This is a genomic window from Fulvivirga kasyanovii, assembly GCF_009711405.1.
In the GTDB taxonomy this organism is placed as follows: domain Bacteria; phylum Bacteroidota; class Bacteroidia; order Cytophagales; family Cyclobacteriaceae; genus Fulvivirga; species Fulvivirga kasyanovii.
Map to the genome: position 1 here is coordinate 878 of NZ_SMLW01000678.1, position 21929 is coordinate 22806.

Annotated in this window: 22 protein-coding genes; 2 read left to right on the forward strand and 20 right to left on the reverse strand. The window is 45.0% G+C overall.

Translation table 11 applies throughout. The annotated features are described in order from the left end of the window. Window positions 1-85: 85 nt before the first annotated feature. The 3 genes from E1163_RS29265 to E1163_RS29275 form a co-directional block, all read right to left on the reverse strand. Window positions 86-889 (reverse strand): META domain-containing protein, encoded by an 804-nt coding sequence (locus tag E1163_RS29265; RefSeq protein WP_155177185.1) that lies wholly within the window; start codon window positions 887-889, stop codon window positions 86-88. Window positions 890-1269: 380 nt separating this feature from the next. Further along, window positions 1270-1815: a YqcI/YcgG family protein gene (locus E1163_RS29270; protein WP_155177187.1), complete on the reverse strand. Its 546-nt coding sequence runs from the start codon at window positions 1813-1815 to the stop codon at window positions 1270-1272. Between the two features lie 150 nt (window positions 1816-1965). Further along, the gene (locus tag E1163_RS29275) at window positions 1966-2169 is read right to left on the reverse strand and encodes a LysM peptidoglycan-binding domain-containing protein (protein ID WP_155177188.1); all 204 of its coding nucleotides are present in this window, start codon (window positions 2167-2169) and stop codon (window positions 1966-1968) included. Between the two features lie 327 nt (window positions 2170-2496). On the opposite strand from E1163_RS29275, the gene E1163_RS29280 reads away from it, so the two are divergent. Then, the gene (locus tag E1163_RS29280) at window positions 2497-3576 is read left to right on the forward strand and encodes a hypothetical protein (protein WP_155177190.1); all 1080 of its coding nucleotides are present in this window, start codon (window positions 2497-2499) and stop codon (window positions 3574-3576) included. Window positions 3577-3654: 78 nt separating this feature from the next. Here the strand turns inward: E1163_RS29280 and E1163_RS29285 are convergent, their stop codons facing one another. The 17 genes from E1163_RS29285 to E1163_RS29365 form a co-directional block, all read right to left on the reverse strand. Beyond that, window positions 3655-4458 carry a TIGR04290 family methyltransferase gene (locus tag E1163_RS29285; RefSeq protein ID WP_155177191.1) on the reverse strand — a complete coding sequence of 268 codons (804 nt, stop codon included), beginning with the start codon at window positions 4456-4458 and terminating at the stop codon, window positions 3655-3657. Window position 4459: 1 nt separating this feature from the next. Next, a complete protein-coding gene (locus tag E1163_RS29290) occupies window positions 4460-5179 on the reverse strand; it encodes a hypothetical protein (protein WP_155177193.1) in 720 nt (239 codons plus the stop codon). Continuing rightward, on the reverse strand, window positions 5157-6254 hold the full coding sequence (locus tag E1163_RS29295) for a CgeB family protein (protein WP_155177195.1): 1098 nt from the start codon (window positions 6252-6254) through the stop codon (window positions 5157-5159). The genes E1163_RS29290 and E1163_RS29295 overlap by 23 nt, the downstream gene beginning before the upstream one ends. A gap of 42 nt (window positions 6255-6296) precedes the next feature. Next, window positions 6297-7385: a CgeB family protein gene (locus E1163_RS29300; RefSeq protein ID WP_155177197.1), complete on the reverse strand. Its 1089-nt coding sequence runs from the start codon at window positions 7383-7385 to the stop codon at window positions 6297-6299. A gap of 1 nt (window position 7386) precedes the next feature. Continuing rightward, complete coding sequence (locus E1163_RS29305; protein WP_155177199.1) at window positions 7387-8499, reverse strand: CgeB family protein; 1113 nt, start codon at window positions 8497-8499, stop codon at window positions 7387-7389. Window positions 8500-8510: 11 nt separating this feature from the next. Beyond that, on the reverse strand, window positions 8511-9587 hold the full coding sequence (locus E1163_RS29310; RefSeq protein WP_155177201.1) for a glycosyltransferase family 4 protein: 1077 nt from the start codon (window positions 9585-9587) through the stop codon (window positions 8511-8513). Then, a complete protein-coding gene (locus E1163_RS29315) occupies window positions 9584-10606 on the reverse strand; it encodes a Gfo/Idh/MocA family protein (protein WP_155177203.1) in 1023 nt (340 codons plus the stop codon). The genes E1163_RS29310 and E1163_RS29315 overlap by 4 nt, the downstream gene beginning before the upstream one ends. Window positions 10607-10623: 17 nt before the next feature. Beyond that, the gene (locus E1163_RS29320; protein ID WP_155177205.1) at window positions 10624-11631 is read right to left on the reverse strand and encodes an MDR/zinc-dependent alcohol dehydrogenase-like family protein; all 1008 of its coding nucleotides are present in this window, start codon (window positions 11629-11631) and stop codon (window positions 10624-10626) included. Continuing rightward, window positions 11624-13693, reverse strand: a complete 2070-nt coding sequence (locus tag E1163_RS29325; protein WP_155177208.1) for a GDP-mannose 4,6-dehydratase — start codon at window positions 13691-13693, stop codon at window positions 11624-11626. The genes E1163_RS29320 and E1163_RS29325 overlap by 8 nt, the downstream gene beginning before the upstream one ends. 19 nt (window positions 13694-13712) lie before the next feature. Then, entirely contained in the window at window positions 13713-14828 is a 1116-nt protein-coding gene (locus tag E1163_RS29330; RefSeq protein WP_343034004.1) for an NAD-dependent epimerase/dehydratase family protein, read from the reverse strand. 209 nt (window positions 14829-15037) lie between these two features. Beyond that, window positions 15038-15727 carry an SDR family oxidoreductase gene (locus tag E1163_RS29335; protein WP_155177212.1) on the reverse strand — a complete coding sequence of 230 codons (690 nt, stop codon included), beginning with the start codon at window positions 15725-15727 and terminating at the stop codon, window positions 15038-15040. Window positions 15728-15873: 146 nt separating this feature from the next. Further along, a complete protein-coding gene (locus tag E1163_RS29340) occupies window positions 15874-16776 on the reverse strand; it encodes a M90 family metallopeptidase (RefSeq protein ID WP_246223982.1) in 903 nt (300 codons plus the stop codon). Between the two features lie 149 nt (window positions 16777-16925). Continuing rightward, on the reverse strand, window positions 16926-17459 hold the full coding sequence (locus E1163_RS29345; RefSeq protein WP_155177214.1) for a DUF4251 domain-containing protein: 534 nt from the start codon (window positions 17457-17459) through the stop codon (window positions 16926-16928). Between the two features lie 91 nt (window positions 17460-17550). Then, window positions 17551-18072: a response regulator gene (locus E1163_RS29350; protein WP_155177216.1), complete on the reverse strand. Its 522-nt coding sequence runs from the start codon at window positions 18070-18072 to the stop codon at window positions 17551-17553. A 167-nt stretch (window positions 18073-18239) separates the two neighbouring features. Next, entirely contained in the window at window positions 18240-19871 is a 1632-nt protein-coding gene (gene pruA, locus E1163_RS29355) for an L-glutamate gamma-semialdehyde dehydrogenase (RefSeq protein WP_155177218.1), read from the reverse strand. An 81-nt stretch (window positions 19872-19952) separates the two neighbouring features. Continuing rightward, on the reverse strand, window positions 19953-20648 hold the full coding sequence (locus E1163_RS29360) for a YjjG family noncanonical pyrimidine nucleotidase (RefSeq protein WP_155177221.1): 696 nt from the start codon (window positions 20646-20648) through the stop codon (window positions 19953-19955). Beyond that, the gene (locus tag E1163_RS29365; protein ID WP_155177223.1) at window positions 20648-21031 is read right to left on the reverse strand and encodes an ArsR/SmtB family transcription factor; all 384 of its coding nucleotides are present in this window, start codon (window positions 21029-21031) and stop codon (window positions 20648-20650) included. Before E1163_RS29365 ends, E1163_RS29360 begins: the two co-directional genes overlap by 1 nt. A 116-nt stretch (window positions 21032-21147) precedes the next feature. Here E1163_RS29365 and E1163_RS29370 point away from each other — a divergent pair, with 116 nt between their 5' ends. After that, window positions 21148-21780 carry a carboxypeptidase-like regulatory domain-containing protein gene (locus E1163_RS29370; RefSeq protein ID WP_155177225.1) on the forward strand — a complete coding sequence of 211 codons (633 nt, stop codon included), beginning with the start codon at window positions 21148-21150 and terminating at the stop codon, window positions 21778-21780. Window positions 21781-21929: the final 149 nt, after the last annotated feature.

Consider the following 21929-nt stretch of genomic DNA (forward strand, 5'->3'; position numbering starts at 1 on the left):
CTGTAGTGTAGATCACAAATTCAAAATCATGCTGCCTGTAACAACTGTAGCAAACTGAAAACAAGCGAACCGCGAATTTGAAACCCTATTCCTCAGCCTTCCTAAAATCAAAAATCAGTGGGTAATACATATTGACTGGCTCATCATCAATTTTAGCAGGTTCCCAATGCGGCAGGAGCTTCAAAAGCCGCAATATTTCTTCCTTATATATGCTGGGGTACTCCTGCTCCGGTAGGTCAACATGTAGTTTGCCATATTTATCAATGGGAAAACGGAGGACTAATTTTTCATTAGCATCAAGCCTTTCCAGCCTTGCTGTTCTTTTAATATTTTGGTCAATTATCTTTTGAGGATCGTCATTGCACGAGGTAGGGAATACCTCTGCAAAATAATGTATGGGTTCATTATGTATACTGTCTTTTGAAATAGAATAATACACGTCAGGCCATTTGCAACCAATTTCCCGATAGTATTGGTCATACCAATTCATGTCAAGTGATTCTGTTCGCATGAGCTTTAACTCTTCTTTATTATTAAAGATCAGGTATAAGGTATCACCAGTCAATTGATGTTTAAATGTGGAGTTCCTGCTTAGCAGGTCTTCCACGTTTTCTCTAAGGCCGGGACAACCCATGAGTGTTCGGCCAGGACTTACATGTTCCAGTTTGATTATGTCGTCATTAATTGAATAAGAGTATGTAAATTCATTACAGCTTTTATCGATTAATACTTCCTTTGTAAAGATCAATGTAGGTTGGAAATGACCGGCCCGTTGATGACAAATGAGTTGGTTTGAATCTTTGTAGTGTAATGCTGTCCAGTTTCCCGACAAGTTGGAGGCTGGCGAGTCTAAAAATAATAGTAGGATTGATAGGGCCAGGAGGTTCATGTTTTGTAAGGCTTTTCAAATATAATCATTGGCAAAGATAAAGTCACATAGGTTAATTTAATGAGGGAGCTTTGCTGGAAGAGAACTTTGGTCAGTTCGCGAATGAGGAAATTATTTTCTTAGTGGCAAAACACGCCTGTAGTCCCCTCAATGGGACAGTTTGGGACGGTGCGCCTTTGATTCTGCGTAGTTATTTGGATCAGCAACCTGTAACACCCACCGAATGCCCTGGCATAATTCTTATTTCATAAAGAACTAGCTACAAAATCCTTATACCACACTATTCCTCCCTCGAGGGAGGTGGCCGCAGGCCGGAGGGTGTCCTCCGCAATGCAGGTTCGTAATAGTAAACGGTGAACAAGCGTACAGTAAACTGTAAATTACGAATCCTTCCCAATAGTTCTGAAAATCAGCACCGGCCAGGGGAATCTTCTTACTTTTTGGTTGCTTTGAGGGTGCAGGCAAATGACGTGCAATGGACGGCCGGCGAGGGTGATGCAAAAATCAGATTCACCTGGCATAAGCATTTCATGATCATTTTGAGAGACCTGCTCCAGGGTGTTGCCGGGAACGTATTGCAATTGTGTCCACAACAGCAGTTGAAAATGTTCTTCATCTTCAATATCCACTTCGTCAAAAATGGCGAAGTAGGAGTTGCACTCCGGCCTGTCTTCTATATCTTCAATAAACTGATTAAGGCTATTGGATAATGCACTGGCACTTTCCCTGGTTCCCATTTCAGAAAAAATTCCCATGCTGTAATTGATCTCCCTGATAGAGGGCATATTGGCCGAAGGCACCAGGTGGTTGTCATAATATCCCTGGATTGCCTCCTTCATCATTCTGTATTTTATATTACTACGGGTGTCGCTTAGTGTGCCATAAAGTTCCCCATCCTCAACTCTGGCATATACTGGCTGTTGCATACGATCTATATTTAGATTCTAAAGGTTAAAAAACATGCCATATTGAAAATTGGGAATTTTCCTCATTCCAACTTAAGTACTCATGCTTCTTAGTGTAATATCATTCTCACTTGTGAAGTACTTCTTCCACAATACTTTAGGCTTTCTATCCTATTTCGGTAAATCGGGTATGATCAGTTTTTGACCCGCCTTCAAGTCATTCGGGTCTTTGATCTTGTCAATGTTGGCTTCGTAAATGTGCTTCCAAAGTGAAGGATTGCCATAAAACTCCCTGGCTATTATGGTAAGTGACTCATCTTCCTTCACGGTGTATATATCTTTGATGCCTTTGCTTTTTATCTCTTGCTCTGTCATGGTCAAAATGGTTATGGACTCTACCTTGTGAGTGGATTCCGGTTAATGCTTTATAAAAATTGGGTAAAAAAGTGTGCCAAGGTGAGATGGTTGAAGAGTATGGAGTATACGCAGATGATTTTAGACAAATATTATTCCACTGAAACACTAAGTGGAATTTCTTGCATCTGTGAGAAAATTTATCGCGGATGTAGCTCCTGAACTAGTGCTTGATCAGCTTTTATTTTGCTGTTTATCAGGCTTTTATATCTTGTGTGTTGTGTGGTGAATCGTGGAGTTGAAATTGTAATATACATGGTGGATGTAAAACGAATAAACAGAAATATTATGGAAACTAAAGATAAAAAGACAAGGAAGAATGCGCCAACTGAAAAAGAGGCTACAAAATCCACAAAGCGTACCAATGATTCAGCAAATGATGTGAGTACCAATAAAGCTTCTGACAGGCAGGCGGAGAGCCAGACGGAGTTTGAAGGATATGGTCAGGCAGGGAACAGAATGTCTGAACAGGAATATGGAGAAGACAAAATTAAAAGCAAAAGTAAAGGTACGGACACTTCGCACCAGCCTAACCGGCAGAGATCTTCTGACAGGTCTTCGGGCCAGAATACGGATGAAGGTACACCACGAGGCAGCTCTGAAAACGATGTGATAACCGGGGAAACCGGCCGGCGTTACGACCAGGAGGATCAGGATCAGTACCATGCCCGTCTCAGTGACTACGAACGTGGTTTCAGAGATGGCAGCGACCATGCCTCAAAGTGGCACAATCAACGGAATTTTGAAAGGGAACAAAGCCGCTTTGGAGAGCAAAATCGCTATGGTGAATATAATGAGGCCTATAATCCTGTGGGTAGAAATACAGGCAGGAACAGAGGCGATTATAACCAGGGATATGGTTATGAAAGAAGCTACGGCAATCAGGGGTTTGAAGATGGAGGCTACATGAACCGCAATACTGTATATGGTAATGGAGGCAGCCACAACCAGGAAGGACGCGATTATTACAGAGGCTATTCTGATCCCGGAAACTACCAGGGGCCGCAACAAAGCTATCAGAACCAGGGCAGGTATGATACGGATTATGGTTATGGAAATTTGCAGAGGAACAAAGCCAGGTATAATGAAGATCGTGGACGGTCTGATGAATACAATCTCCGAAACACTGGATACCAAAACTCCCCGGAAGAAAGGCTTACGGGAGAAAGAACAAGGAGTGGAAACCGGCATGGAGCTTCTCCTGGAGATTATAACCAGCGGAACGAAAATGACAGGAGCCGCTCCTCTATGTCGTCCGGTTTAAACAGAGATATGGAAAGAAGGGGAGAAGACGGAGACTACAGGAGAAGGCGTGAAGACCGAAGATCGGAGGGATACGATGATCCGTACCGGGATTATGATTGGTAGTCTTTTCCAAATGAGAATGTAGAGATGTGAGAGAGGCTGAGCCAAGGGTAATCCGGCTCAGCCTTTTTAGTTTAAGCTTTACTTTTTTACTTTATTTTCCACCTGGTTTTTCCATGGACTGCCTATGGCAGAAAGGTACTCGGAATAATTCCATCCGTCCAGCACGGATTTATACTTTTTATCCGGTTTGCAGATGTAGGTTTCATCGAGCGGCTTGTCCACCACGTTCATGCCACAGGTGTGCAGCATGGCTTCGATGGCAGCCTGGTTTGGTACCCACCAGTTGGTTGGGTCCCCGGCAAAGCTTTTCTCTATAAAAGCCATTTTCGGCCATCCTTCCTCCAGCATTTCCCGGCGGTCGTTCACTTCATAATCATCTTTGATGTGTTTGGTTTTTGTATCTGGCATCATCAATGTCTGGAAAACCATTATTTTACGCACTTTCTGCGAAATGATGTCGAGAGCCAGCATGGGGTACCGCAAGTGGTAGAGCACACCCATGAACCAGATGAGGTCAAAATCTTCCTGTAGCTTGGTGAGATCATAGACCTGCATTTGTTTGAACTCAACCTTATCTTCCAAGCCAAATTTTTTGGCCGCCCACTGTGCCTGCCGCAAGTAATGAGGGTCGAGGTCTATGCCGAGCACATCCGCACCCCTTTTGGCCAACTCGAAGGTGTAAAACCCGGCGTTGCAGCCGATGTCCAGTACCTTCCAGCCGGTAAGGTCTTCGGGAATGTGTGGTGATAGCTCTTTCCATTTAAAATTGGGAAAATCTCCCAAAAAATGGTCTGGTGCCGTTTGGCTTCCATCTGGTAAATGGAGGTTATGGAACCAGGGGTTAAGCTGTTCTATTTCTTTATCTATCTCTTTCGTAATCATTTTAGTCCTCTATTAAAATTAATAACAAACTGTAGAAAAGGGCGCCCGTACAAAATGCCCAAAATCTACTTTTACGTTCTTCCGGCAGCTCTTCCTTTAACACGTTGAGAATAACACTGCCGCTGACCAGGCCAAACATAATGATGAGCAGGTGCTCGTGCAGTGATGAAAATGAGGCTATAATGCCACCAAGTATGATGGCACTTGTTACGAACCACCGGCCATGCTTTAAATACATTTCTTTATGGTCCTGGATCAGGCTGAAATCATTGACAATGAAATGAAAAGCCATAGCTACAAAGAAAAAAGACGTTTCTTTCAGGTCTATGGCTGTTTCACTGATCAGCAGGTAGCCTATAATAAAATTGTAAATAAAATAAGTACTGATATGCAGCCAGAATACATTGCGATTGATGGCGGCATCAGACGAATTTTTCTTCATTTTGACCAAGCGTTCAAGGCCATAGAATACCACCAGGCCAACTAATGCAATAGCATAGACATATTTGCTGCCCCACCATGACATGCCGCCAATATTTTCGGCAAACCTGTCCTGGTAGGCCCCCAGCTCAGGCAGCAGATGAAGAAATATATAGGCAATTGAAGCTCCACCGGCTATGGAAAGCCAGATGCTCCTGGGGATGTTTTTCAGGACAATTATCCTGTTGGCTGAAAAATGTATTATAGCAAGGGCAATATTATAGATCCACGCTACCAGCATCCCCTGTCAAGACCAGATTATTTACTTCATCATAATAGGTTATCAACTCTTTTGCCCGGTGTGCCGCGGTATGAGCGTGCATTACTTTTTTTCTTGCTGCCTCACCAATTGCTTTTTGCTGTTCAGGGGTGGTTTCCTTTAAGATCGATTCCATTTCACCGGTGTCTCGGGCAATGAGTATCTCGTTGCCTTCTTCGAAAAGATCAGTGAGGCCTTTCCAGTAATCGCTGATAATTGGAACACCGCAGGCTGCTGCCTCAAACAGCCTTACACTCGGCGAATAGCCCAGCCTGATCATTGCTTCACGAGTTACATTGAGGGTGAACTGCTGCCGGTTATAAAATTCACAATGCTTGTGAGGAGCCAGGTGATCAATACGCTGTACATTTTGAGGCCAGGCAATCTCTTCCGGGTAACCCGGTCCTGCGACTACAAAGTTTTTGGAAACATAATTTTTTGCCGGCTCAATCAATAAATTATTGACCGTCGGCTGCCTGTCCATGCTATAGGTGCCCAGGTATCCGAGAGTCCATTTCTTCTCCAGGTTCATGGGATAGTAAAGGTCAGGGTCTACCGAGCAGTATAAAGCCCTGGCGCGTTGTGCGTTATACTGGTTCTCCAGAAGGTCAAGTACTTCACCTCCGGAAAAAGACAAGTACAGGTCAAATCCGGGGATCAGTGCTTTGGTCAGATACTCTTCGTCTCCCTTATCCAGCTTCGTAAGAGTTACCGGGGTGTCAATATCATAAAAAGCCGTGACACCGTTGGCGGTATCCTGTACCCACCGGCCAACGCGGACGCCTTCTGGCACATAAGAACCTACGATTACCATCTCTGCTGTTTTGACCAGGCTGCCGAATTGCTCCTGCAGCATATCTACAGAATCGTAGAACCGGAGATGATAATGCTCTGACTGGTCAAAGTCGCGGTTATCGCTGTACCAGGGCTTGTCATGTTCCAGGAAATACACCTCATGGCCCTGGGCGGTAAGCTCTCTCAGCAAGCCGCGGTAGGTGGTGGCATGTCCGTTGCCCCAAGAGGAGCTGATGGTTAGTCCAATAAAAACTATCTGCATATTTTCAATTCTTTCTAGTCAATGGTCATATTCAAAATGGCCTCAGGCCACAATACTTTTAAGCTGTAAAATCTCTTCAAGCTGCTGCGCCCGGTGGTCATAGGTATGTTTGGTAAGTGCTTTCATCAAAGCAGCATTGCCAACTTCCCTGGCCCCTTTTTCATCCAGCAGCTCCATGATCTCCACTACCTCTTCGGCACAATCAGCTACCAGTATTTCATCATCTGGCTCGAAGAATTCCCCGATGCCTTTCCATGCATCGGTAATGATGCAGGCACCTGCTCCGGCGGCTTCAAAAACACGGGTGGCCGGTGAAAAGCCGTAAGTGGCCATGCTGTCCCGGCTAATGTTGAGTATGGCGCGCGCAGAGCAGTTGAAAGCATTGTGGTCTTTGGTAGGTACATGGCCTACGTATTTTACATTTTCGGGCAGGTCTTTATCGCCCCAGCCGCTACCGCCAAGTATGAATTTCTTATCAGGCAAAACACGGGCTACTTTGATAAAGAAGTTTTCCACCCGTTTCTCGCGGTCGGGCAGCCGGTTGCCCAAAAATGCCAGATCGCACACATATTCCTCTTTAGGAGAGACAGGAAAATGGGTATCAGGGTCGAAAGCATTGTAAATCGAGGTGCAGTCCCTTGCGCCGAGCGATTTGTAGGCATCCTCAACCGGAAACCCGCCACCATAAGTTAGTACCTGATCATATTCAGGCACCAGTCGGCGGAAGTAATCGTTTTTATCATTGATCATTCGGTCAAGGGTTGCAGGAGCGTCAACATCCCAGAATATGATCTGCTGATGGTCTTGTCTGATCTCTACAATGCGCTCTTCCAGCTCACGGTCAAATACACCAACACCACTGGCTTTGATGATAATATCGGCACTTCCTGCCTCGTCCAGGCATTGCTGCAGGGCGTTTTCTTCCGGCTGGTAAACCACTACTGTGGCATAATCCGGATCAGGAATATCACGGTTGGCCTGTCTTTCGTAAACATCGGGTTCATAGAATGTGATCGAGTGTCCCTGCTGGTGCAAAGTTTTAATGATGCCTCTGTAATAGGTAGCGGCACCGTTCCAGTAAGCGCTTACCAGGCTGCTGCCGAAAAATGCTATGTTTAGTCCTTTGTTCATATCACACCTCCGCTTTTATGGTTTTACTTTCATTTACCTGCTTATAGATGTTGACCAGCTCTTTTGCCCGGTGGTCGCAGGTATGCTTGTCGCAAATGGTCGAATAGGCCTGATCAGCCATGGAGCGGGCAAACGATTTATTCGTCATTACCTTATAAAGCATGTCCTTCATCTCTTCACCATCTTCTGCCATGAGGAAATCCTTGCCGATGGTGAACAACTCTTCTGTATCCTCCCAGGGCGCACTGATCAGTGGTATTTTGCATGCCATAGCCTCGAAGGGACGTATGGTTGGAATACCGTGCAGGTTTTCTCTGTAGAACTTTCTCGGTACATGGATGGTAGCCTTGTATTTGGAAAAGGTCTCCGCTACTTTGCAGGTAGGGAGCCAGCCGCCATACTCTATGCCGGCAGCTTCCAATGCGCGTATAGCATGTTTAGGGTACCTTACTCCATAAAACTTAGCTTTTAGCTTCAAAGCTTTAACCGGTTCTATAATGAATTCATGGATCTCTTTGGTGCGTTCATTGTCGCCCCAATTGCCTATCCATACTACATCACCCAGCTCTTCATCCCTTACCATAGGGTGGTAAGTGTCCGTATCGGCTGCCTCATGCCATGTCCACACGTTTTTGTGGTAGCCCTCTTTTTCATAGATGCGGCTTAATGTATTACCAAATGCCAGTACGCCATCGTAGTGGGTAAGGTCGTAACGCTTCATTTCTTCGCTGGCAGAAACAGCCCTGTGGTGCGTGTCATGAAAGAATAAAGTGAAGTCCTGGATAAGCTTGAAATTCCCGATATCACGTACCAGCTTCGGGTCGTTCCATTCATGTACAAGCACAAGGTCAGCATCTTTTAGCATGATATTGAGGTCATAATCCTCAGGGTCGTAAAAGCTGGGCTTTAAGTGCGGAAAATAACTCCGGAAGTCGGAGACCGCTTTGTGTCCGTAATCTTTTATCAGAGAGCTCAGGCTCCAGCCGTTTGTAGGTTCGTATACCACGACCTCATGGCCCATTTTCATTAGAGAGGCGTATATACCTCTGAGGAAATGGGCATTCCCATGGTTCCAGTCAGATATCAGAGAATGATAGAATAATATAATTTTCATGGTTCTGTTCTTTAGTTGTAATTAAAATCAGGCACTGATTGCAGCGCATTGTGATACAGTTTGATATACTGTTCCTTTTTCCTTGCCAATGAGTATTGCTTACCGTTTCTATAAGCTTCTTCTCCCATTGACTGGCAATATTTTTTATTGTTTAGCAGGGTGTTGCAGGCTTTGGCTAATTCGGAGGCATTGTCAGTATCGGTATAGGTCATGCTCTCCTTCCATAGCTCCCGGAGCGTTGGGATGTCGCCACCTATAAGTGCACACTTTAAAGCGGAAGCCTCAAGAAATGATAACCCGAAAGGCTCATATTTTACCGGAAGGAGATAAATGCTGCTTTTCTTGAGCCATTTGAAAATTTCTTTCCTGCTAAGCTGGCCGAGGTAGGTAATGTTATCGGCCTTATAGCCTTCAGTGTCGGGTTGTTTCCCTGCTATAAAGATGTTTCCCTTGATTTCCTTTGCTGCCTGAGCAACCAGTCTGATATTCTTAGCTTCATCCCATAACCTGCCCATGCTGAAAATAATGGGCTGTTTTTCTTCTTTAACACCATAGTCGGTAAGGTTCAAACCATTGTAGATGACCTGGGCATTTTTGAAGTCCCCATAGATTTGCTGATAAACGGTTAGCATGGCTTTGGTAGGGGAAACTACTATATCTGCGGTGTGGAATGCTTTTTTTACCGTATCAAAATACCTGTCGGCAGGAAGCGGCTTATTTTTTACGGCCTGCCACCAGGAAGCCACACAGGAGTGTGCTACCAGTATAACCGGCACGTTCCAGTCCAGGGCTGCCTGTGGGTAGTTGTTGAAGTGGAGTAAGTCTGGTTTTTCATTCCGGCTGATCTCCTTTATCCATTCATTGGTTTTTTCAACATCTTCCCAGGGGTCGTTCATCCACTCCAGTTTGTAAGGGCGATGGTAAAATTTGGCATCGAGTTGGTCAGCCTGGGCTTGTTGCCCCTCGCTGAGGGTTGGCCCAATGGCTACCAATACCACCTCTATCTGGCTTTCTGTCAGGCAGGAAACCAGGTCTACGGCATAGTGCCATACACCTCCGACGGTATCGGTAGTCATCAGTATTTTCATAGTCTGGTGAAGTTATAAATGTCCTCAAGCAGTGCTGCTGATTTGATGAGTTCGTTGTTGGCACTGCTAAATTTATTGCTGTGGGCCAGTTTTTCAGCCCATCTTTGTATGGCCTTGCCTCCCCAGTCGTCAGGAGGGGTCACTATGGTTTCAGCATGGTTCTGAGTATAGATATCCGCCTGAAAGTCATAGAAAGAACCATTTACATTGTGGAAGCAGGCGCCGCCCTCGGTGCCGTAGATTTTCAGGTAGATGTCTGCATCCTTGCCTACAGAGAGCTTCCAGCTACAGGCCATGCGTACGCTGATGCCGCTCGATGTACATAATTGTGCTTCTGCGAAATCTTCCACTGTTTCCCAGTGGTTGGAAATCGATTTCCCGCCGGATAAAATATTGGCGTAGCGAACCTCCGTGGAAGGAGCATCAAAGAGGTAGAGCATCAGGTCTACCAGGTGTGAGCCCAGATCCATGAGGCAGCCGCCCCCGGAAAGTTTAGGATCATAAAACCAGGATTTGTCCGGCCCGTAGGCATTATGGAAAACGGCTTCCACAGCATAAATTTTACCCAGCTTTTCTTCATCCAACACCTCTTTTATGGCTTGTATGCCTTTCGTATAGCGGTAAGAATAATCCACACAAAGCAGCTTATCAGATTTCTGGGCCTGATTGACCACTGCTTTGGTTTCGGCCAGGTTCCTGCCCAGTGGTTTCTGACAAAAAACTGCCTTTCCATGCTCAAGAGCAGTGATTGCCTGCTTGGCATGCAAGGCACTGGGAGTGGCAATGACCACACCGTCGATATTTTCTCCCAGCATATCTTCCAGGCAGTCATGCTTTTTTGCGTGAGGCACTACTTTCAAAGTTTCCTCTATGCTTGGGGCATCCGTATCGCAAATAGCAATATTTTCCGACAGATTCGCTGAAACGAGTGATTCAAGCCTGTTCTTGCCGATCCATCCTACACCTAAAAAACCCAGTTTAGGGAGCATGTCTTGTTGTATTTCTACCAATTCTTCCATGTTGATTTTAAAATGCTTTATTTAAATTTTATGTATCCTTTGATAAAACCTTCGGGGCAGTCAGCGAGCAAATTGAAAGCCTCGGGCAGCTCATTAAAGTCAAATTGGTGCGTAAGTAATTTGTGCGGATCAAGCCGCCCTTCTTCAATGGCTTTTATAGCATGCCGAATGCCTGATTTATATTTTTCAGGGTCACGTTCATGAGCGTTGATGACATCTATAGCTTTCCAGTTCCACTGCTGCATGTTTACCTTGCGGAGGTCGTCCTGATGGTATCCTGCAATAATAAATTTGCCGTAGTAACCTATGATTTCAGTCCCGAGGTCAAGCGGCCACTGTTTGCCCGTGCACTCGATCACCCGGTCACAACCTTTGCCATCAGTGAGTTGCTGTATAGTTTCAATGATTTTATAGTGGTCATCCATTTTAATGCAGCGGTCTGCGTCATCGGCGGCCATCTCGAGTGAGGAGTCCCTTCTGGATAATGCCAGTACGCGGGCGCCTTTTTCTTTGGCCAGCTTTACCAGCCCGAGGCCAAGAAAGCCGAGGCCGATAATGGCAACCGTCTGTCCCTCCCGGATGTCTGCCCTTTCAGCAATGTTCATCATGCAACCAAATGGCTCTCCCGGAAACGGAACGCCAGCTAGCTGCTCCGGGATCAGCACGCAGTCAGAAGCAGGGACTGCCACGTATTCTGCAAAAGCATTACCCTGTAGGATAGCTACCCGCTGACCGGGCTTAAAATGGCTCACTTCGCTGCCGGTTTGCTCTATTACACCCCAGCCCTCATGGCCAGGTGTGCCTGGCTCCATAGGATAGTCAAACCACTCTCTGCCTTCCCATACCGGGATATTGGAAGCGCAAAGCCCTACGCCTTCCATTTTAACCAGAAGCTGGTCTTTTTCGAGCTGTGGAGTGGTTAATTCCACATACTCTATGGATTTGGGATTATTGATAACGGCCGCCTGATAAGTATCAGTGGTCGGCCGGGTTAAAACTGAATCTTGCTGTTGGTATTTAGTCATGTAAAACTCCGTTTGATAATTGTTTGATTTCCAAATGTGGTTTGTATTCTTTTTGCAGCCAGTTGTAGAGCTTCTCTATTCCTTTGTCTATCGATACTGACGGAGACCAGCCGACTGCTTTTTTATATTTCCGCGAATCAGAGACATAGTACACCTGATCGCCGGTCCTGAAATCGCCAAACTCCAGGTCTATTTTCTGGTCGCCTTTTTTGATCTCTATCAGATTGATCAGTTCGAGCAGGCTGATGGAATTGCTTGCTCCTCCACCAATGTTAAAAGCTTCACCACTGATGTTTTCCACATTGTCCCAGGCCAGTTGAAATGCCCTGACCAGGTCTTCGACAAAAAGGATGTCCCTGACTTGTTTGCCATCGCCGAAAATCTGGATGGGCTTATCCTTAATGGCATTGATTAGAAAATGTGCTACCCATCCCTGGTCTTCGGTACCAAACTGGTGCGGCCCGTAAATGCAGCTCATTCTAAACACCACTGCTTTCAGGTCAAAAGAACGGGCATAATCCAGTACATACTGCTCTGCTGCGCCTTTTGAACTGCCATAAGGACTATGGAAGTTGAGTGGTTGCGTTTCATTGATGCCATACTTTTTAATATTTGCATCTGCCGGGAAGTACCTGAAATCCGAGCTCTCAAACGAGATGTCGGGCAGGCTTCCGTAAACCTTATTGGTAGAGGTAAACACTACCGGAGGTTGTTGTTTTGAGTTTCGGATGGCCTCCAACAGGTTAAAGGTGCCCTTAATGTTCACATCAAAATCATAGGTAGGGTCTTCCAGGCTGGTTGTTACTGCTACCTGAGCGGCCAGGTGATACACCATCTGGGACTTATCCACTGCCCGTTTGAGGGTGAAGTAATTCCGGATATCGGCCAGCTCCACCCTGATATTTTTGTTGTTATGTTCGGAAAGCAGCCATTCCAGGTTTTTTTCCACGCCGGGACGGGAAAGGTTGTCATAAATAATCACTTTATGCCCCTGGTTGAGCAGGTGGTTGGCCAGGTTAGTACCCACAAAACCGGCTCCTCCGGTTATCAGTACATATTTTCCGTCATGGGCCGTGCTTTGTCGGCCTTTGGGTTCGTTGTTTTCCCACCAGTCGATCTCCCTGAGGCTGTAGATGTCAAAAAGCTCAAGCATCCGGTACAGCAATTTGGGCTTGCCTTTGGCATTCTTTAACCCAAAATAATACTCCCTCTCATCCAGGTGAAAACCATCTACCGTGGGTCTTGTAGGGCAAAGGTCATATAAGGAGTACCAGTATACACGGTCAGCCGTAGAGCTGGTGGCTTTGACAAATTCCTGGAGCTGCTGTTTTTCATCATACTGCCAGGTGGAGAAGCCAGCCTCGGTAATCCAGATCTCAGGCTCCAGGTTATGGTCTTTCAATACTTTCTTTACCGCTTCAATCTGGTCATCCCACGGTCTGAAATGGGAGTCGAAGGAGCCGGGAAATCCATGGATACCAACCGCATCTATGTTTTCAAGTACATTGCGGCGGGCCATAAAGTCGAGCCAGTTCGTATCAATAGGGCTCATGCCGCCCAAAGCCACCTTCTTGCCAAGTTGTTTCGACCAATGGGCAGCGCATATGATCATTTCACTGAAAATATCCCAGTTGGAATCCAGTGTATAGTCATATTCGCTCCGGTTGTTAGGTTCGTTCCAGAGTTCCACCCAGTCGAAATGCTCACCATATTTGCCGATGAACACATCCATAAAGTCGGCATACCTTTTTGGCCCCTTGGGTGGTGAGGAGGTTTTATGCTCAATGCCTATGGATGGTGGTGTGTATAGAAAGCAGGGCAGGATCTCCACCTGCTCTGAAAGCTTGGGCAGTAGCCAGTCATACCATTCCGGGCCTTCTTTGGTATAAAAATCTGCCCAGGAGATACCGGTTCTCAGGTGTTTTATCCCCAGCTTTTTCAGGTCTTTGAGTGTTTGTTCTACTCTGTCGTATTCTCCAATGTGGAACCACTGAAGGATTCCTACCTCCTTGGATTCCTTCGTTTTTCTTCTTTTATGTGTATTGTTATAGCTTCTTCTCATGGTTGGTATCGGTTATGGGTTAGACAGTAAGGCCTCTTGAGGCCAGCTCTTCTTTTGCCTGGTCAACATGGTCAACTGCCATTTGGTCTTCCAGCCAGGTGGCCAGCTCTTTCATGCCTTCCCGAAGTGAAACTTTTGGGGTGTACCCTAATATGTTTGTGGCTTTTGAAATATCGGCAAAGCAATGCCTGATATCCCCGACACGATACTCACCTGTGATCTCAGGTTCTATGTATGACTTGTTCAGCGTCTCTGCAAGCTGATAGGCCAGGGCACTGATCGAGTAGCTGTTTCCGCTGCCAATATTGAAAACTTCGTTAGCCGCCTCCGGTGTTTCCAGTGCCAAACGGCATGCCCTGGCTATATCGTGTACATGTACAAAATCCCGCTGCTGATGGCCATCTTCGAAAATCAATGGAGGCCGGTCGTTAAGCAGCCTCGATGAGAAAATAGCCAGTACACCTGTATAAGGATTAGATAATGCCTGGCGGGTTCCATATACATTAAAAAACCTCAGGGCTGTTACAGGTATGTTATAAGCCTGGCCTGTCATCAGGCACATTCTTTCCTGGTCATATTTGGAAAGTGCATAGACAGATGAAAGGTTGGGCTTTTTAAATTCTCCCGTGGCTATCGGAGATAATTTTTGACCCTCAGCACCATAAACCTCCCAGTCGTTGTCTTTTAACTGGCTTAGCGTTCTGGACGCTGACTGATAAGTATTGCCCTGGTCATCTTTGTAGAGTCCCTCACCGTAGATGCTCATGCTTGAGGCAACAATCAGTTTTTCGACAGGGTGTTTGATCACTGCCTCCAGTACGTTGGCGGTGCCTACGTTATTTACTTCCGTATACTCCTTTATTTCGTACATCGACTGCCCTACGCCTACGAGTGCTGCAAAATGATATACAGCATCCGCTTCACTGACCAGTTTTCTCACGATCTCGGGATCACGGACGTCTCCTTTGACCAAATTTACCTGTGGATTGAGGTAGTCTGGCCGCCGGCAGTTTTTGCCATGCACTTGTTCCGAAAGGTTATCTAAAACGGTTACTTTATAATTGTTTCTTATTAATTCGTCGCAGAGATGGGAGCCTATAAATCCTGCACCTCCTGTTACTAATATATTTTTCACGTTTCCCTCCTGTTGGTTTATGTGGTTAGTATTCAAGTATTGATTTAAACAATTACAATTCCAGAAGCAGGATTAAGTCCCGGATAAGGGAAAGATGTTCTTATTGATCCTTTAAAGCGGGAGGTGAGACTTCAACAGCTTCTTTAGGTTAATTATGAAATGGGGATGCAGGTACTCAATAACCAACTACCCGTGCATGAGCTTCTACACTAGACTTGCTTCGTGGGAGTAATGGTAATATCAGGAATGTTAACGGATTCAGGGAGTTTCAGAATACGAATGACCATTTCTGCCACCTGTTCAGGGGAGAGGCTGCCCAGGCCAATGTCGTCTACGGTATGGTTGCTGCTGACCATATTTTTAAAGAATTTCGTATCGACTACTCCAGGGGCTATATTGATGATCCTGAGGAGTCCCTGCGTTTCGAGCCGGAGCGTATCGCTGATCATGTTTATGGCGGCTTTGGTGGCTGAGTATATGCCTCCGTACTCATAAGGTTGCCGGCCACTGATGGACGACATAAATACTATATCACCCTGCTTTCTCTCCAGCATTTCGGGTAAAAAAGCCCTTATAAATCGTAAGGTGCCCATTAAGTTGATGTCTATGGTCTTTTGCCATTTGTCAGGATCACCCTCGGCAAGCTTTTCGTGGATGCCTTGTCCTGCGTTCGATACCAACACATCGGGGATGCCGTATTTCTCTTTTACATGCCCATAGAGCTTATCAATATCCTTGGCAGAAGTAATGTCGCATGGTACATGGTCGACGGTCGATGAAGGTTCAGCAGTTATATCTGCATTTATAACCTGATAGCCATTGGCAATCAATGCTTTGGCAGTTGCTTCTCCTATTCCTGAACTTCCGCCCGTAATTACAGCAGTCATTTTCTCAATCATATACAATCAATATTAAGCAGATTCAAAAATGAATTCCGCTAGTTGTACATTCAGGAACTGTGCCAAGCCACCCAGATTGATGCCGACTGGAAGGTATATGCTGTTGCCGGATTTTATGTAGCCTTTCCGGATAGGGCAGACGGTCTTTATTTATTCATAAAACCCATCGGGTTTTGGTGAAAGATCTTGTTGAGCAGTTTGTATAGCTCAGGGTGCTTACTTTTTAAAAGCTGCGGTCTTTGGAAAAAGTATTCACTGGCCACAGGCAGAAATTCTTCTTCGGTTGTGGCTCCGTAAGGATTGATGTCTGATTGGTTATTCCTTATTTTCTGCATCTCCTGGTGCATTACGCGGAACCATGGCTCGGCATATTTGTGCTCCATAAGTGCATCGGGAATGCCGTCAATACTGCCATCCGACTCGTCTAGCAGGTGTACAAACTCATGAATGCCTACATTCCTTTTATGCTGTGGATGCTCAAATCCGAAATGAAGGTCTTTCTTCGACAATATCATTTTTCCATTCATGATACCATTGCCCACCATACCAGATATTGACCTGTCTTCCCCGGCAGTTTCATAATTGCTGTTAAAGGAATTGGGATAGAGCAGTACTTCATCCAGGTGGTTGTATTCCCATTCGGGAAAGGCAAAGATAGGTATGATGGCGCTGCTGGCTACCAACAGGCGGTCGAGATCGTCCACATCCGTGTCGATGCCTTTAATGCGTTTCTCAGCCAGAAAGAAGTAAACTTCCTTTTCAAACTGCACTTTTTTATCCGCGGGAAGCTCCCTGTAGAATTTAACATTTTCACTTAACATCGTTTTCCACGCTTCGGGGAACTGCTCTTGCAGCGCTTTGTTTCTTTTTCTTATTCTTCGGGTTAACCTGCGGAAGACAAGGTATGCCATAAGCAAAGCCACCGGAATATAAATGGCGAGCAATGTATGGTTATGGTCATACAGGGGATAGCTCAGCATGGTTACAGTGAGAAAAGTGGCTGTGGCTACAAAGTAGTGGAAGAATGAAGGTTTGAAAGGGTTGTTCATTAAGCTTTAAGGTAAAAAAGAATATCCGAATACAACTCCGGCAGGTGGGGGCGACGATCCCGTCGGGTAGTCAAAGTTACACCTTTTGCCATTTCTCTATGGAGTTGGGCTATAACTTTCGATGAACAACCCGGAAAAAATGGATAGTGTTAGTACTTGGATACACCCTTAAATACGGTTGATTCATCGGGTGCGCGAAAGTGCCCTGAAAAGGTTATTCTTTGACCGAAGGTGCCGGATAATACAGCTCTTGCCATACCATCATCAAAAACCGTCATTTTAAGGTCAGACATGCCCATGGTTAAGGAAGCAATTTTGGCAACAACCGTTATAGGACCTTCTTCATTTTGAATCGTATAATCCGATATCTCCCCTTCTATAGTTACCCCGCTTATGCCGTTCCAGTTGGCTACTTTATCAAATGTCAACTGAATGATTATGTCGTCTTTTTCAACTTTAACGAAGTTAGTGGTAGAACTCACGGCAAAGGTATTGAGGTCTTTGTCATAAATCATATTGGCCTCAATAATAAAGGTTCTGTCCTTGATCAGCTTAAGTTGCTTTTTCTGCTTTTCCTGGTATTGTTTTTCTTTCGCCCCGGCCTGCTCCTGCTTTATCTGAGCTGTCAGGTTTTGGCTAAACAATAAAAGTGTGGCAATTATAATTGTGCTGTAAATTTTCATATCATCTCCTCATTAAAAGCTCTATTACTTTAATGAATGGAGTTATGAAAAAGTTATCCGGAATGTCAAAAATTTAATTGATCGCCAGGGATTAATGATTGAGAATATCAATGACCAATTTGTTGAGTTCCATCAAAGCTTCATTGTCTTTGATAATGTAGTCACGAAGGCCGTTTTCAACAAAGGCATCGCGAAGGTTGATATCTATATCATTGAGGATCAGTACTTTCTGATTAGGGTTAACTTCCGATATTTTTTCCAGGGTTTCCTGTCCGGTTAGTGCGTTGGGCATGCCTTTGTTAATATAAAAATTAAGCAATACCAGGTCCGGATTGAGGGAGAGGTTTTCCAGACAACTTCTACCGGTAGCGAAATTTCTTACCTTGAATTTGTAGAGGTTATCAGTGTCTGACTTGATCTCCAGCTTATTGAAATGTGTATTCAGGATCTGGAGGAAATGAGGATCATCATCTACCACAAATACCAGTAGCTCTTCTTTCTTAACCTGCTTATCGGCAACTAATTCTGAAGGAAACTTGATACGAATAATGTCATTTTGAGGAGATCGTGTATTGCGGTAGTCATCTACCTTACTCAAAGAAAAACGTGGCATTCAGGCTAAGGGTTATGGGGTATTAAATGTTTTCTTCCTTCACAAAACTTACACGGATACAAAAATAACATTTTTGATTTATTTTCATAACTTTTTGTAAAATACTGTCTGGGCATTAAAAAAGGCGAGGTTTTAGCCTCGCCTTTTCAGCTTTTTGCAGCTATATTTTAATCCTCTCCAAGAAAAGGATATCTGTAATCTGTTGGAGGTACGAAAGTCTCCTTAATGGTTCTCGGAGATACCCATCTCAACAGGTTTAGCGCAGAACCGGCCTTGTCATTGGTACCGGAAGCCCTGCTTCCACCAAATGGCTGCTGACCTACTACTGCGCCTGTAGGTTTGTCATTGATGTAGAAATTACCCGCAGCATGGACCAGCTTTTTGGAAGCCAACTCTACGGCGTACCTGTCTTTAGATATGATAGAACCGGTAAGTGCATAAGGAGAGGTGCTGTTGACCAACTCTAATGTTTCCTCAAAGCGCTCTTCCTGGTACACATAAATAGTAACTACAGGCCCGAAGATCTCTTCGCAAATGGTTTTTGACTTAGGGTCTTTAGTTACAACCACGGTAGGTTCAATGAAATATCCTTTTGACTTATCATATCCGCCTCCTGCAATAATTTCGCTCATGTCGTTGTTTTTCGCATGATCGATATATCCGGCGATTTTATCAAAGGCTTTCTCGTCAATAACAGCATTTACAAAATTGCTGAAATCTTCTGTTCCACCCATTTTGATATCTTTCAGGTCTTCCTGGATATATTTTTTTACATCGTCCCAAAGGTTGGCAGGTACATATACCCTGGATGCTGCCGAACATTTTTGTCCCTGGAATTCGAATGAACCTCTAACAATAGCAGTAGCCAGTTCTTTGGCATTGGCAGATTTGTGCGCAACGATAAAGTCCTTGCCACCTGTTTCACCTACGATTCTTGGGTAGGTTTTATATTTTTCAATGTTCTGGCCAATGGTTTTCCACAGGTGACGGAATACGCCTGTACTTCCTGTAAAGTGGAGGCCTGCAAAGTCAGGGTGGTTAAATACCACATCACCTGCAGCAGGTCCGTCAACATAGATCAGGTTGATCACACCATCAGGCAAACCGGCTTCTTTGAATACTTCCATAATTACCTGCGCAGAGTAGATCTGGGTATAAGCAGGTTTCCAAACTACGGTGTTGCCCATCAATGCTGCTGAAGCGGGAAGGTTTCCTGCAATGGCAGTAAAGTTGAATGGAGTGATGGCAAAGACGAAACCTTCCAAAGGACGGTACTCGAGCCTGTTCCATACACCTGGAGATGATTCGGGCTGGTCCTGATAGATCTGCGACATATAGTGCGCATTGAAACGCAGGAAGTCTATCAGCTCACAGGCAGAGTCAATCTCGGCCTGGAAAGCATTTTTAGATTGTCCCAGCATAGTAGCCGCGTTGATCTTTGCACGGTACGGGCCGGCCAGAAGATCTGCTGCTTTTAAAAATATACTGGCTCTGTGTTCCCAGGCCAGCTCTGCCCATGCCTCCTTAGCACCTAAAGCTGCATCAATGGCTTGCTGTACATGTGAAGAATCTCCTTCATGGAAATAACCCAGCACGTGCTGATGGTCATGCGGAGGATTCAACGGTAATTTTTTGTCAGTCCTGACCTCCTCACTACCGATGTACATGGGGATATCAACCTGTTTAGACCTCGCTTCCTCAATAGCTTTTTTCAAACTAGCTCTCTCCGGTGAACCCGGTCCGTAAGAAAGTACGGGCTCATTTTTCGGAAGGGGCACATTGTAAACTCCTTTTGGCATACTTTATATATGATTATAATGTAAGAAATGATGTGTTTAGGCGGGCAAATTTACGCCATAACTTTGTAAAATCCGACCAGCCTACAGGATATTCATGAGCTGGCTCAAACAGTTGATCTCCAGGTGGATATTTTCGCGGTGTACTTTCCGCAATGGATTGAAATAGACTGAATCGATGGATGCGCCCTGGGCACCCAGCACGTCGGCCAGCAAGTTGTCGCCCACCATGAGGGTGTCGTTACAAGTAGAGCCGGCCACTTCCAGCGCATGGTTAAAGATCTCTTTTGAGGGCTTACGATGACCTATGGTTTCGGAAGTGATCATACCGCTGAAATAGTTTTTCAGTTTGGAGTTGGAGAGCTTGATCTCCTGTATATCATCAAAGCCATTGGTGAGGATGTACAGGTCATATTTTTGCTTCAAATAGCCCAGCACATCATGGGCGTAAGGCAGCAGGTTGGTTTTGGTAGGGCAGAGGTTGAGGTAGTCGTCGGAGAGGCGCAGGGCGAGTTCTGTATCCTGAATGCGGAAGTGCTTCAATATGCGATGAAAGCGTTCTTGCCGGATAGTAGTGCGGTCGATAAGCCCATGGTCGTACTGGCGCCAAAGGCCGGAGTTGACCCGGCCGAAGCGGTCGTGGAACTGATCGAATGAAAAACCGCAGAGGGCGTTGAGTTTATAGTTGACATATATTTCATTCAGCGTTTCCTGCGAATTTTTCTCGTAGTCCCAAAGGGTATGGTCAAGATCAAATAATATTACTTTGTATTTCTGCATTAGCTCTGCCAGTTTCTAGTCTGTAGTTTGTTTAATGCCAGCTCCCTGTTAGAGTACATCGTTTTATAGGCCTCAAGGTCACCGCGAAGTACCTGGTCCTTTTGTAAAAATTGAAATATCTGATTGATAATGTCGTAGACCTCATCTTTTAAATGATAGAATACCCACTGGTCCTGCTTGCGTGTGTTCAGTATACCTGAGTTTTTCAGGTATATGAGGTGCCGTGATGTTTTGGTCTGGGTAAAATCCAGGATCAGTTCCAGGTCAGAGATGCACATTTCCTTATTCTTGAAAATAAGGTGAAGGATGCGTAACCTGGATTCATCAGAGCAAGCTTTGAAGATCTGGGAGCCAAAAGACAAACTAAAATTTTTTAATCTCATAGTTAAGGTCTGGTTGAATCAAAATTAAAATAAATACTGAACATTATAAGGAAAATTGGCGTTCAATTGATATCTTCGAAATCCTATACATCCATAGTTTTAGTACGTTGAAGTGTTTGAAAAAGGTTCGTGGAAAGTATTTATGGCTTGCGGTGCTGCTGTTAGCAGTGCTCGCCCTATCAGGGGTTGACGTTCAGGCGCAAGGCAAGAAAAAAGTAATTCAGCTTTCAGGTATTGTTCTGGGCGAAGACAGCGTCTCAGGAATTCCCGGGGTGCACGTGTATGTGCCCAAAGCGGGAAGAGGAACAACCACCAACAGAGTTGGGTATTTTTCTATGCCTACACTGGTGGGGGATGAGATCGTGATCAGTGCGATCGGCTATGAAAAACAATACTACAGAATACCCGACACCGATAAAGAAAACCTGACGATACTGATTGAACTGGTTTCCGATACCACATTCCTGGAAACCGTGGAGATCATGCCTTTCCCTACAGAAGAGATTTTTAAAGAAGCTGTGCTGGCGCTTAACCTGCCGGTAAGGGAAGATGTGAACAACGAAAATCTGAACGATGAACTACTGGCACTCATGCTCCAAACCACACCTATGGATGCCAGTATGAACCATAGGTATTATATCGATAACTGGGTGCAGTACCAGGGGGATAAATTTGGCCCCAGACCCAACCCTTTGTTGAATCCATTTAACTGGGCCAGGTTTTTCAAGTCTTTGAAAAATAAAAACTAAACCTTTCCGGCTATATCGCGAGGGATACGATAATAAGGATAAACAATACCAAGTATACCACCCCAATCAACCATTTGTAAAATCTAAACTCTGCACCTTTCATTGTAGTAATTGTTTGTATGTTTCTTTTACTTAATGGGTAGCAGAAG

Bases quoted from the DNA above. Each gene is read 5' to 3' on its own strand.
- E1163_RS29265 (WP_155177185.1), bottom strand. From the start codon at position 889: ATGAACCTCCTGGCCCTATCAATCCTACTATTATTTTTAGACTCGCCA.
- E1163_RS29270 (WP_155177187.1), bottom strand. From the start codon at position 1,815: ATGCAACAGCCAGTATATGCCAGAGTTGAGGATGGGGAACTTTATGGC.
- E1163_RS29275 (WP_155177188.1), bottom strand. From the start codon at position 2,169: ATGACAGAGCAAGAGATAAAAAGCAAAGGCATCAAAGATATATACACC.
- E1163_RS29280 (WP_155177190.1), top strand. From the start codon at position 2,497: ATGGAAACTAAAGATAAAAAGACAAGGAAGAATGCGCCAACTGAAAAA.
- E1163_RS29285 (WP_155177191.1), bottom strand. From the start codon at position 4,458: ATGATTACGAAAGAGATAGATAAAGAAATAGAACAGCTTAACCCCTGG.
- E1163_RS29290 (WP_155177193.1), bottom strand. From the start codon at position 5,179: ATGCTGGTAGCGTGGATCTATAATATTGCCCTTGCTATAATACATTTT.
- E1163_RS29295 (WP_155177195.1), bottom strand. From the start codon at position 6,254: ATGCAGATAGTTTTTATTGGACTAACCATCAGCTCCTCTTGGGGCAAC.
- E1163_RS29300 (WP_155177197.1), bottom strand. From the start codon at position 7,385: ATGAACAAAGGACTAAACATAGCATTTTTCGGCAGCAGCCTGGTAAGC.
- E1163_RS29305 (WP_155177199.1), bottom strand. From the start codon at position 8,499: ATGAAAATTATATTATTCTATCATTCTCTGATATCTGACTGGAACCAT.
- E1163_RS29310 (WP_155177201.1), bottom strand. From the start codon at position 9,587: ATGAAAATACTGATGACTACCGATACCGTCGGAGGTGTATGGCACTAT.
- E1163_RS29315 (WP_155177203.1), bottom strand. From the start codon at position 10,606: ATGGAAGAATTGGTAGAAATACAACAAGACATGCTCCCTAAACTGGGT.
- E1163_RS29320 (WP_155177205.1), bottom strand. From the start codon at position 11,631: ATGACTAAATACCAACAGCAAGATTCAGTTTTAACCCGGCCGACCACT.
- E1163_RS29325 (WP_155177208.1), bottom strand. From the start codon at position 13,693: ATGAGAAGAAGCTATAACAATACACATAAAAGAAGAAAAACGAAGGAA.
- E1163_RS29335 (WP_155177212.1), bottom strand. From the start codon at position 15,727: ATGATTGAGAAAATGACTGCTGTAATTACGGGCGGAAGTTCAGGAATA.
- E1163_RS29340 (WP_246223982.1), bottom strand. From the start codon at position 16,776: ATGAACAACCCTTTCAAACCTTCATTCTTCCACTACTTTGTAGCCACA.
- E1163_RS29345 (WP_155177214.1), bottom strand. From the start codon at position 17,459: ATGAAAATTTACAGCACAATTATAATTGCCACACTTTTATTGTTTAGC.
- E1163_RS29350 (WP_155177216.1), bottom strand. From the start codon at position 18,072: ATGCCACGTTTTTCTTTGAGTAAGGTAGATGACTACCGCAATACACGA.
- pruA (WP_155177218.1), bottom strand. From the start codon at position 19,871: ATGCCAAAAGGAGTTTACAATGTGCCCCTTCCGAAAAATGAGCCCGTA.
- E1163_RS29360 (WP_155177221.1), bottom strand. From the start codon at position 20,648: ATGCAGAAATACAAAGTAATATTATTTGATCTTGACCATACCCTTTGG.
- E1163_RS29365 (WP_155177223.1), bottom strand. From the start codon at position 21,031: ATGAGATTAAAAAATTTTAGTTTGTCTTTTGGCTCCCAGATCTTCAAA.